The sequence below is a fragment of the Halobacterium bonnevillei genome (genome assembly GCF_009831555.1).
Lineage (GTDB): Archaea > Halobacteriota > Halobacteria > Halobacteriales > Halobacteriaceae > Halobacterium > Halobacterium bonnevillei.
Window position 1 is genome coordinate 1 of sequence record NZ_WUUU01000110.1, and the last position, 10112, is coordinate 10112.

14 protein-coding genes are annotated in these 10112 nt (G+C 55.8%); 11 read left to right on the plus strand and 3 right to left on the minus strand.

The window, feature by feature from the left end:
* Positions 1-157: 157 nt before the first annotated feature.
* Positions 158-853 carry a hypothetical protein gene (locus GRX66_RS12650; protein ID WP_159526888.1) on the minus strand — a complete coding sequence of 232 codons (696 nt, stop codon included), beginning with the start codon at positions 851-853 and terminating at the stop codon, positions 158-160.
* 90 nt (positions 854-943) lie between these two features.
* Between GRX66_RS12650 and GRX66_RS12655 the strand changes: the two genes are divergently transcribed.
* The 6 genes from GRX66_RS12655 to GRX66_RS12680 all read left to right on the plus strand — a co-directional run bounded on the left by GRX66_RS12655 (position 944) and on the right by GRX66_RS12680 (position 4944).
* Positions 944-1729, plus strand: coding sequence for a hypothetical protein (locus GRX66_RS12655; protein WP_159526889.1), 786 nt, complete (start codon positions 944-946; stop codon positions 1727-1729).
* A 123-nt stretch (positions 1730-1852) separates the two neighbouring features.
* Positions 1853-2308 carry a 6-pyruvoyl trahydropterin synthase family protein gene (locus tag GRX66_RS12660; RefSeq protein WP_325064100.1) on the plus strand — a complete coding sequence of 152 codons (456 nt, stop codon included), beginning with the start codon at positions 1853-1855 and terminating at the stop codon, positions 2306-2308.
* The gene (locus tag GRX66_RS12665) at positions 2308-3081 is read left to right on the plus strand and encodes a 7-carboxy-7-deazaguanine synthase QueE (protein WP_159526890.1); all 774 of its coding nucleotides are present in this window, start codon (positions 2308-2310) and stop codon (positions 3079-3081) included. Before GRX66_RS12660 ends, GRX66_RS12665 begins: the two co-directional genes overlap by 1 nt.
* Position 3082: 1 nt before the next feature.
* Positions 3083-3691 carry a GTP cyclohydrolase I gene (folE, locus tag GRX66_RS12670; RefSeq protein WP_159526891.1) on the plus strand — a complete coding sequence of 203 codons (609 nt, stop codon included), beginning with the start codon at positions 3083-3085 and terminating at the stop codon, positions 3689-3691.
* Positions 3688-4383 carry a 7-cyano-7-deazaguanine synthase QueC gene (gene queC / locus GRX66_RS12675; protein WP_159526892.1) on the plus strand — a complete coding sequence of 232 codons (696 nt, stop codon included), beginning with the start codon at positions 3688-3690 and terminating at the stop codon, positions 4381-4383. Before folE ends, queC begins: the two co-directional genes overlap by 4 nt.
* Before the next feature lie 213 nt (positions 4384-4596).
* Positions 4597-4944: a DUF7344 domain-containing protein gene (locus GRX66_RS12680; protein ID WP_159526893.1), complete on the plus strand. Its 348-nt coding sequence runs from the start codon at positions 4597-4599 to the stop codon at positions 4942-4944.
* Positions 4945-5117: 173 nt separating this feature from the next.
* Here GRX66_RS12680 and GRX66_RS12685 read toward each other — a convergent pair whose 3' ends face one another.
* Positions 5118-5711, minus strand: a complete 594-nt coding sequence (locus tag GRX66_RS12685; protein WP_159526894.1) for a winged-helix domain-containing protein — start codon at positions 5709-5711, stop codon at positions 5118-5120.
* Between the two features lie 190 nt (positions 5712-5901).
* Here GRX66_RS12685 and GRX66_RS12690 point away from each other — a divergent pair, with 190 nt between their 5' ends.
* The 5 genes from GRX66_RS12690 to GRX66_RS12710 all read left to right on the plus strand — a co-directional run bounded on the left by GRX66_RS12690 (position 5902) and on the right by GRX66_RS12710 (position 9351).
* The gene (locus tag GRX66_RS12690) at positions 5902-6255 is read left to right on the plus strand and encodes a hypothetical protein (protein ID WP_159526895.1); all 354 of its coding nucleotides are present in this window, start codon (positions 5902-5904) and stop codon (positions 6253-6255) included.
* Positions 6248-6706: a hypothetical protein gene (locus GRX66_RS12695; protein WP_159526896.1), complete on the plus strand. Its 459-nt coding sequence runs from the start codon at positions 6248-6250 to the stop codon at positions 6704-6706. The genes GRX66_RS12690 and GRX66_RS12695 overlap by 8 nt, the downstream gene beginning before the upstream one ends.
* Positions 6696-7157 (plus strand): hypothetical protein, encoded by a 462-nt coding sequence (locus GRX66_RS12700; protein WP_159526897.1) that lies wholly within the window; start codon positions 6696-6698, stop codon positions 7155-7157. The genes GRX66_RS12695 and GRX66_RS12700 overlap by 11 nt, the downstream gene beginning before the upstream one ends.
* A gap of 4 nt (positions 7158-7161) precedes the next feature.
* Positions 7162-8304 (plus strand): tyrosine-type recombinase/integrase, encoded by a 1143-nt coding sequence (locus GRX66_RS12705; protein ID WP_159526898.1) that lies wholly within the window; start codon positions 7162-7164, stop codon positions 8302-8304.
* Between the two features lie 144 nt (positions 8305-8448).
* Positions 8449-9351: a hypothetical protein gene (locus GRX66_RS12710; protein ID WP_159526899.1), complete on the plus strand. Its 903-nt coding sequence runs from the start codon at positions 8449-8451 to the stop codon at positions 9349-9351.
* Between the two features lie 29 nt (positions 9352-9380).
* Here the strand turns inward: GRX66_RS12710 and GRX66_RS12715 are convergent.
* A partial coding sequence (locus GRX66_RS12715) for an MBL fold metallo-hydrolase (protein WP_201293010.1) occupies positions 9381-10112 on the minus strand: 732 nt, incomplete at its 5' end.

Genomic DNA, 10112 nt, shown 5'->3' on the forward strand with positions numbered 1-10112 from the left:
GGCAACACCTCGCCGAGCCAAGTGGTACGCCTGCTCAACGAACCGGAGCAACCGCGACTTCGGGAGGACTTCCATACGATTAGACTACTATGTGAACCTGTAACTCTCCGAGGATTTCAACAGAGCCTCTGAGACCGTTATTGACGCTCTTTAGCTGTCAGAAATCACCGAGCTCGCCCTGTTCGGGTGATTGCGGCCAATCTGGGTGGTGGAGATGCTGTAACCGGGTGTTGGTAGCTGACCCAAGGGGTGTAAGCTCCAGCGTACCCGTCTTCGTTTCTTCGATTAACCCCACCCTTTCAGCCCAGTCGAAATGAACTCGACTTTTCGTGTCTTTCGTTCCCCGTCCCCACGATTCGTCGTAGCCGGTCAGGTGAGTCAGACGGTCGACGAAGTTGTCTGCACGTTCTCCACCGAAGTCAGCGGTAACGTCTCCGACTGAAACTTGGTTCAGAACCGCCAGCATCGGGAGCCAATCGTGCTCAAATAGTTGTTGGCGGAACATAGCCTGTTCTGCATCTGTGAGGTAAGGCTTGTTACCAATACTCGCCTCATTTCCTGTATGTTGGGGCCCGAGCCGAACGGTCTCGGCGATTGCTGCTCCTGAACCCGTTAGGGACTTATCTTGATCAAGACAGCCAATCTTGTTCAGAAACTTCGGTACACGCTTGACCTTCGACTTGCCAATTCCGGCATCACTGATCCGCCCCGCAAGTGTGTCCCACTTGGTATCTGGGTGTTGCCACCGTAACCGCAGCACCTCTGCTGCGAATTCCAAGAACCGGGCGGTAGGCTGGATACCGGTAATGTGAGGGGAATCACTCGCTTCGGGATCGAAGTCGGGCGTCGACATACAGTCAAGATGCTGACGAGATTATTAATGTCTCCCGGTGAAACCGGCGAGGCGTAGGTTATATCTCGGGGCTTCTATTTCAATACAAGTGTGAATCCAGCAGAGGTAACGCCGGACGAAACCCATCATTTTGCCCCCGGGAAGCAGTATAAGATCGGGGACGCTGTCGCCGCACTCGACCATCTTGAGGAGACCGCTGACGTAATCTATCTCGATGACGCGTGGTCCCGTCCGCATCGGGGCGGACAGTTTGGTGTCGATTATCCGACTCACCCGTTCAAAAATAATGGGTCTGATGAGAGTCTGTCCACTCAGGAAGTAGTTGATGCCTGTTTCGACGCCCTAAACGACGGTGGTTGGTTGATTGCTGATGCAGATGATTGGTTACTTCCCCGGATGACTGAGTACGTTCGTGAAGAGTATGGTGACGTGACCGAGTCCTACAAGGGCGGGGGGTACAGGAAAGTCGGCAGCGTGACGTACCTTTCGTCGGACGACACGCCAGATCGAAGCACTCCCGGGATGTATCTCTCAACCGGAGGGTATTCTGTTCTGTTTGCGCACAAGGGGAGTACCGACCGACGAACGAGCGCTTCCGCTCGTCAGGTCGTACCACGACAACGAGAAAAATACGGGTGGGGGAGCGTTAAACCAGTTGAACCCTACCAGGCGTGGCTGGCAGGGCTGCTATCTGAAGGGGAACATCTTGTAGTCCCGTGTGCTGGAACCGCTCCTGCTGCAATTGCCGCTGAGTTAGAATTCGGGTCTTCGATAGATTACACATGTATCGATATTGAGGAGGGGGCCTACGATGGATTCCGAGCTCGAGCTAAACAGCAACTACCGGCAGAGCGCTTGACCGAACTCTCCCTGTAGCACTTTTGCAGTCTCCCAATTGGTTTAAGCAAATCATTGAGGAGCCCTCCACTGCTCTCCTGATTGGGGCTACTAAGATATTCTTCCGATAATATTTAGTGAATACTCCAAGAATAGGCCACCGTGCCTTTTGAACGACGACCCTCATCACGACTTGCTGATGCGGGCGAGCGAACACTCCAAGTCGGCAGTGAACGCCCAATCCGCATCAGTACCGGGCATCGCCTTCTCCACCACGATGGGAAATGTAGCCGCCCGCACGGCCACAACTACGAAATTTCGGTCGAAGTCACTGGCTCGCTCACGCAAGATGGCTGGATCGTAGACAAAGGAGATATTACCTCAGTAATAGATGACTGGGACCACCGCTTCCTTCTCGAAGAGGGCGACCCACTCATCGACGCCTTCGAGCAGAGCGGCGACGGCGATTCACTCGTCGTTCTCGAACACCCGCCAACTGCGGAAGTGATGGGCCTCGTCTTGGAAGAGAAACTCCGCGAGACACTCCCAGAGTCAGTCTCAAACATCTCAGTGACCGTGCGGGAGACGTCGGAACTCTGTGCGGGGGCGACTCAGTAATGCCGGTCAGATCGACGGCTGACGAGCAGCCAGCGGACGACGTCGACGGCACGGCACTGCCGGTCAACGAACTCTTCTACTCGCTCCAAGGAGAAGGCAAGCTCACCGGGACGCCGTCGGTGTTCGTCCGTACGAGCGGCTGTAACCTCCGTTGTTGGTTCTGTGACTCCTACCACACCTCATGGGAACCCACCCACGCCACCATGAGCGTCGACGACATCGTCGAGGAGGTCCAGTCACACGACGACGCCGATCACGTCGTCCTCACTGGTGGTGAACCGCTCGTCCACGACGAGTCGGTCACGCTCATCGAGCGCCTCGCCGACCTCGACTACCACATCACCGTCGAAACCAACGGCACCATCCATCGCGACGCCCCCATCGATCTAGCGAGCATCAGCCCGAAACTCGCCTCCAGTACACCGACCCCCGAGAAAGATCCCAAGGGCGACGGCGAGTGGGCGGACCGCCACGAAGACCGCCGTATCGACCTCGATGCTCTGAGCGCGCTCGTCGACGACTACGATGCACAACTCAAGTTCGTCGTCACGGGCCCTGACGACATGCCCGAGATCGAATCGCTTCTCTCTGACGTCCGCGCGGCGGCCTCGAGCCGCATCCTGGATTCCGACGTGCTACTGATGCCCGAGGGGACGACTCGGGACGAGCTCGACGCTCGCCGGAACGAGGTCGCGGACCTCGCGATGGAGTACGGTTACCGGTACACGCCCCGCTTGCACGTCGACCTCTGGAACGACGCCCCGGAAACGTAACATGACGAGTACGCACTCCCAGTTCGTGACTGACGATGCGGAATCGGACATCGACTACGAGAAGGCACAGCGTGGCGTTCGCCTCCTTCTGGAGGCAGTCGGCGAGGACCCGGGCAGTGACGCGTTGGCCGAGACCTGGCAGCGGCGCGTCCCGGATGCGCTCGAGACCCTCACGGCGGGCCAACGAGAGGCCGAAAAGCCGACGATGCGTACCTTCGACGCCGAGACGACCGATCTCGTCGTGAAAACCGGCATTCCAGTCTACTCGCTGTGTGAGCACCACTTGTTGCCGTTCTTCGGGACGGTTCATCTGGCGTATCGGCCGACGGACGAGGTGGTTGGGCTCTCGAAGCTGACGCGGTACGTGCGCTGGCAGTCCCGCCAGCTCACGATGCAAGAGCAACTAACGAACGACATCGCGTCGGGGCTCGAAGCGGAACTCGACGCGGCCACTGTCTTTGTAGAAATGAATGCGACGCACCTCTGTGAGGCGATGCGTGGCGTCGAAACGAAGAGTACGACCACCACCAGGGCAACCGTCGGTGAACCGACTGAGGCCGAACGTGAGCGGTTCCGGGCGGCGGTCAAGCGGGCGGGGGGCCAGCGATGAGCGAGCAACGAGCGGTTATCCTGGCATCTGGAGGGATGGATAGTGCGACCGCAGCGGGTGTAGCGCAGGATGCTGGCTACGAGTTGTACATGCTGCACACGTCCTACGGCCAGCAGACTGAGAGTAAGGAGTACGAGTGTGCGCAGGCCCAAGCCGAAGCTTTCGAGGCCGCCGACTTTCTGCACCTGACGACGGACCACCTCTCGAAGATCGGGGCGTCGAGTCTCACTGACGAGGAAATGGATGTCGAGGAAGCGGACCTCGAAAGTGACGAGATCCCGTCAAGCTACGTGCCGTTCCGGAACGCGAACCTGCTGTCGATGGCGACGTCGTATGCAGAAGCCAACGACTGCGAGGCCGTGTTCATCGGCGCGCACAGCGAGGACTTCTCGGGGTATCCGGACTGCCGGCCGGAGTTCTTCGAGGCGTTCCAGCAGGTCGTCGACGTCGGCACGAAACCGGGGACGGAGATCAGCGTCAAAGCGCCGTTCGTTGAGTGGTCGAAGACGGACATCGCCGAGCGCGGCCTCGAACTTGACGTTCCCTACGAGCACACCTGGAGCTGCTACCGGGACGAGGCGCCGGCGTGTGGCACCTGTGACGCGTGTGCGTTCCGTCTCCAGGCATTCCAGAATCTCGCCGAGCGCGATCCAATCAAATACGCCGAGCGCCCGGATTATACCGACTCGTAGACGCCGCTGAGCCGATTTACCTACGGTTAAGTTGGTTCCGGCGCTAATTCTCCTCGACGCGTGGTCGGCTCACGAAGAGTGGGCCCGGTGCTGAGACACCGAACCCGCGCTGCCTGAATCAGACAGCATGTACACTATCGACGACGATTTGCAAAAGTTCGACGGTTGCATCGTTTGGAGACTGTTCAGCTTAATTAGGGGTGGCTTCGGACAATGAGTTCGAAGCCAGTTGATGCCGCAGACGTCCACAACCTCCTCGGAAACCAGCGCCGAGCGCTGGTGGTAGGGTACCTCGCTCTCTTCGATCAGGGAGAATCAGTTGCTGTTCGACATGTTGCTAGGGTTGTCAGAGCGGTCGAAACCGGAAAGGCTCCCAGCAGCGTGAGCACCAGTGACTATGAATCCGCCTATAACGGCTTGATTCAGAGTCATCTCCCCCGACTCGCCGCTGGTGAGCTAATTGAGTACGACGAGAACCGCAAAGAGATCACGGTGACTCCGCAACTGCATCAGCATGCTTTCCTTCTGGCCGTCGCACAACTTGTGACCACAATTGGATAGCTCTCCGGCCGTGACGAGAAAGTGGATTAGTCTAACTGCCCAATATCTTTGATAGTCTCATACTTAGTTTCCAATAGGCAATTCCCTCACACCTAGTTGAGGAATTGTCTCCACCTGGGATCGGGCTAATCCTGCCCACAATCCGTTTTCTAACCCACAGATCCTTTTCCCGATTATTCAGTTTCGACCTCTTCTTTTCCAGACGTCAACTCAACATACCCGTATCTGCCTACGTCTTCAGTAGTATCAGGCTCTAAGCGGAACATCTGTAACAGGTATTGTCCTCCTAGTGATAGCTTGAGATGTCCTTCTGCGTCTTCTGCAAGCATACCTTCTGAAACAAGAGCCCTAATACGGTCTCGTATGCGCTCAGGTTCCGCTGAAACTAGTGCAACGACCTCATCTACAGATGGGGCGTCATCTTTTCCCTGTACTTCCTCGAGTATCTGATAATCCAGTGGATCAATCTCGGTTGCTTCAACAGGCTCATTACCCGCTGTCGCCGCCCCATACGGCGACCCAGTTAGGTAATTGATCCCCTTCGATGTGATTTGATAGTATGATCCCTCTTGCCGGACCTTCTCGATAAACTCCGCTTCAGAGAGTTTGTCTACCCTCCTCTTGATCGTCGAGTATGAGGCCGTTTCTCCGTTGAGTTCGAGATTGAGCTCAATTCCTCTTTTGTTCAGTGCAACACCGCTTTTCCCGAGTAATTCGAGAATTAGTTCGTCGTTTTCATTAAGCCAATTCGGCCGGACCCGCTGCATTTGGTGCGAGTACGACGACGTTTCACTTAGTAGTGGCTGAAATACGCCCCCAATTAGTGATTAGGAAATAGTCGCACTCTATGACCAAATATTGGGCCAGCTTTATATATTATCGCTCTATATATCGGCATGGAAACGATGCGAACGCGTTCGATAGAAAAATTCGACCCAATCAGGCAGGTGGTGAACCGTGACCGGTGAAATCTCCACCGCTGGGACCTGGGAAGCTGCTGACGATTCCAATGTGGAATCAGTATGGCCTTCCGACCTAACACCTACGAAGAGCCCCTACGGTACCCCAGAAGACCAGACTCCCGTTGCGGTTCAGCAAACGGCCACCGAATCACGGTATGCGAAAGTGAATCGTGATTCCGAAGGGGTAGTCCTCGGTATTGCCCTCTTCCTAAATGAAACCGAACTGTGCCGTCTTGGCGCTGAACTCGACAAAGCAGAAGAGATCAAATACTGGGTAGAAGATGGCCGCCTACGGTTCGCCAAGGCTGACTCAACGGAAAATGAGGTGAGTTCGAAAAACGATGGCTGAATCCCAACCAGCTACCACCTACCCAACCACGCAACAGTATGCGCGTTGGAAAGACCGCGCGAAAGACTTCGGAATGAGTGTCAGCGAGTTCATTATGCACATGGTCGAAGCCGGGTTGAAGAAATTCGATGCTCGGGTGGAAGCCGATGAATCGAGACAGGAGCTCCGGCAGCAACGGAATGACCTGAAAGCTGAACTTGAGCACGCGCGCGACCGGATCAACACATTGGAGAATCGGCTTCATGGAACTGAGCGTGAGACCGTCCGGAATTTCGTTCAGGCCCACCCCGGATCCACCTATGAGGACGTCACCCAACATGTCATCGACACCGCCCCAGATCGGGTGAATGGTCATCTGGATGCACTGGAAGGCGATGCGATAGAGACGGTCAACAACCGGTACTACCCGACGAAATCGAGTACCGAGGAGGGGATCTCTGATGCCGCGTGAACTCTCCAACGATCCACGAGACCGACTTGGAGTGTACAAGCGACTCGAGGAGGTACCCCTGCGCTATCGACTGCGACAACACGCGGACGTATACCGCGGTGAGGATGTCTGGGAGACCTTCTTGGAAGAGCACCTCTTTTCCCAGTACCCCAAGGATAGGTACCGGAAGGATACCCGACGGGCTGGTCGTCTTTGGAAGAACCACATGGCTGACCGAGGCCGACATCACGCACTCGCAACGCCCGAAGATGTTGACCAGTGGTGCCGGTCGCTTCTGGATCAACGCAACATCAGGACCGTGTACAATCACTACTGGGTTCGACTCGAGCGGTTCTACGACTGGTTGGTTTCGCGCAGCGACCACCCGCACGTCTACCACCCGTTCCTGATGGCAGCAGCAGAATACGAGACTGCTGGCAGAATCTGGAATGCAAAGGTCGAACAGAGGTGATCTCATGAGTAGTGAAGACATTCGCGACGGGGTGGAAGAGAGGCGCAGGGCGTTCGCCGATGCGTTCGATCTGGAAGCAGACCCCCTCGCGAAGTACGACAGTCAATTCCGGGATCTGAACAGCGATCCTCTCGAAATGTACGCAGCGGATGTCTTGGCACCGAGGGGGCTCTCAGAAAGCCGGCAGAACGACTACTGGAGAGTCTTCCGGCAGTTCAAAGAGCAGATGCAGCAACAGGGTCGTCACTACGCGTGCGCGAACACCCAACAGATCAAGACCTTTGCTGAGAGTCAGCGTGCGAAACGAGGTCACGACGTGGGCACGATTAAATCGCACCTGCGGATTCTGAACGGTCTCTATCAATACTGGCAGCGTGAACCGGTGTTCCCTCACGGGGAGGAATTTAACCCAGTAGAGGCTGCTCGGGAAAAGATCCCGTTCCGAGAGTGGAAGCAAGAGGAACCCGACAAAGATCATCCACACGTCCCTCTTGAGGATCTTCGGGAAGGTCTCAGGACGATCAAGCACCTCAGAGACCGATGCTGTGTCGGCGCACAGATCAAACTCGGGATGCGCGTCGGCGAGGTTTGCAACTGCCAGCTTCAGGACGTGTCGATTCAACATCCCGACATCGAGGAAAACTACCCCGAACTCGGGACCCATCCGCGCGTTCGGGATCTCGAGAACGCGATCTTCATCCCGTCAGAGGAAAAGCGGGATGGAAACAAGTCGAAACGTGCTCGGGTCCTACCGCTTGACGACGAAATGCGCCAGCTGCTTGTGCAGTGGTTGCTCATTCGTCCCGACAACGGCGAACCCTGGGTTTTCCTCTCCGATCAGCGCCACGACCAGTTGTGGCCCAAAACCATCAACGAAGCATGGAAGGATGCGTTCCATCCTGAATACGAGGAAACCGAGCATCACGAAGGAGTGACGAGTCACTTCGGCCGCCACTGGTTCAGCAGCTACTGGCGTATTAACCAGGATCTCAACCGTGAGCTGGTCAAGTACATGCGCGGCGACGCGATCGGCGACGCAGCGGTCGACTACGGCGAAGCAATCGACTCGTACCTTCACACGTATTACGACGACATCGAGAGCATCTACCGAGAGAACATCTTCAAGTTAGGAATTGGGCCATACTGATCCCCTCACTTCTTACTCAATAGCGATACCTGAGTAGAGTCAAGGCACTGGATATGGGTCTAGTCTACTCATCAGCCTTATTCACTCCAAACCATCTCTACTAACTCCGGGAAGAATATCTGTTAGTGATCGTACTTTGGTTTCATGACAGCAGTATCTCCTGAATGGTTCTTTTCAACGATAGCACAGGCCAGCGCAGCATCTATCGGGTTCTTGATTGCATTTATAGCGGCACAGTACAGCTCTAGGAAAAATAAACACCAAGAAAATTATAATAGGCTCCTGGATCGACTTGAGGAAATTGAGGAAAACTATAACCCCATCTTGGGTAAGATGGAGGATCAGCTAACGGGTGTTACCAATTTCCCATCTGCTGGGGGCGGTATAGACCGAGCTTTTGAGATTGATGTGTCCCAAGATGATATAGAACAGGTCGCAAATCAGTTCTCTCAGTCGGAAGCAGTGAAAGTGTATGCAAATCTAAAACGGAGTCAGAAACTATTGAACAATCTCATTCTACCGCAGCCAAATAACAAGAAGAAGGAACAACTTCGGCTGCTAAATGAAACCTCGAAATATCTCTCAGAGACGCTGAATAAAAATGGTCCAGCACAGGCATTTCTGAGTGATACTTCAATCGGGACACTGTCTCCTGATGAAGTTAGAAATAAGAACGTATTCCCTAATGTTCTCAGCCGAACATACCCTGGAAAACCGGATATTCAAACAAATACTATGAAGTCTTGGGGCGATCTTATGAAGAAATTCCGCCAAGAAACCGTCAGGGCGTCGATGACAGCCCAGAATTCAGAATTAGTCATGAATCATAAGGAGTATAGAATTCTTTTGAACCGGGTTGTCACTTTCTTTTTTGTCGGAGTCATTTTCCCAATGTTGTTTTTACTGGCATGGTCCCCAAGCGGATTAGTTTTATCTGACATTACAATTGCTGCTATTGAGATCGTTACGATTCTTGCAGTCTCTTACCACGTGTTACAGCTATTTAGCGCAGTTAAGTCTCTCATCAATATATCTAGTAACCTCTGATCAGGTGTTAACTCGCCTAATGAAGCCAATTAATCGGCAAGTCCCGCTTGAGGACCACCAACTGCTAGCGGATCTTCGTTTCCGAGCATCCCCGCCGTGGTCACGATGGCGGTCTGTTTGTCCGCGATGCGGCGGCGCTGCCCGTCCCGCGTGCTCTTGTCGAGGAAGCGCGCGTGCCCGCAGGCCGCACGGAACGCCGCGGGGTCGCGGAGAAACTCGCTCGTGCGTTTGAACCGCTCGGTGACGGCGACGCCCATGCCCTCCACGTAACAGGGGACGTCGTGGGCGTCGCAGACCAGCATGAGTTCCTGGGTGCGGCCGATGGCGAACGCCGGCGCGACGACGGTGCCGCCGCCGTAGATGGTCTCCGAGACGGCCGTCGCGAACGCGTCCTCGATGCTCGCGCGGTCGGGCCGGGTCACGTCAGCGTACGTGGATTCGGTGATCACGGCGTCGGCGTCCGGCCGCGCCGTGGTCCCGGACAGCAGGCGCTGGGCCTCTGTGTTGAAGTCCGCGGTGTACAGCAGTCGGGTGTCCCCGTCGTCCACGAGGACGTGCGCGCTCCCGGGGATGTGGCCGGCGTCGAAGAGCGTCACCTCGTAGCCGGCGGCCTCGAAGGGCTCGGCGTAGCCGTGGGTCTGTGAGACTTCGCCGAGGCGCGCGACCTCCGCGCGCGTGAACGGACAGTCGTAGCGGCCGCCGCGTTCGTTCGGCCGGCCGGGGCCGCGCTCGCTGGCCTGCAGTTTCAGGGTGTCGTCGGC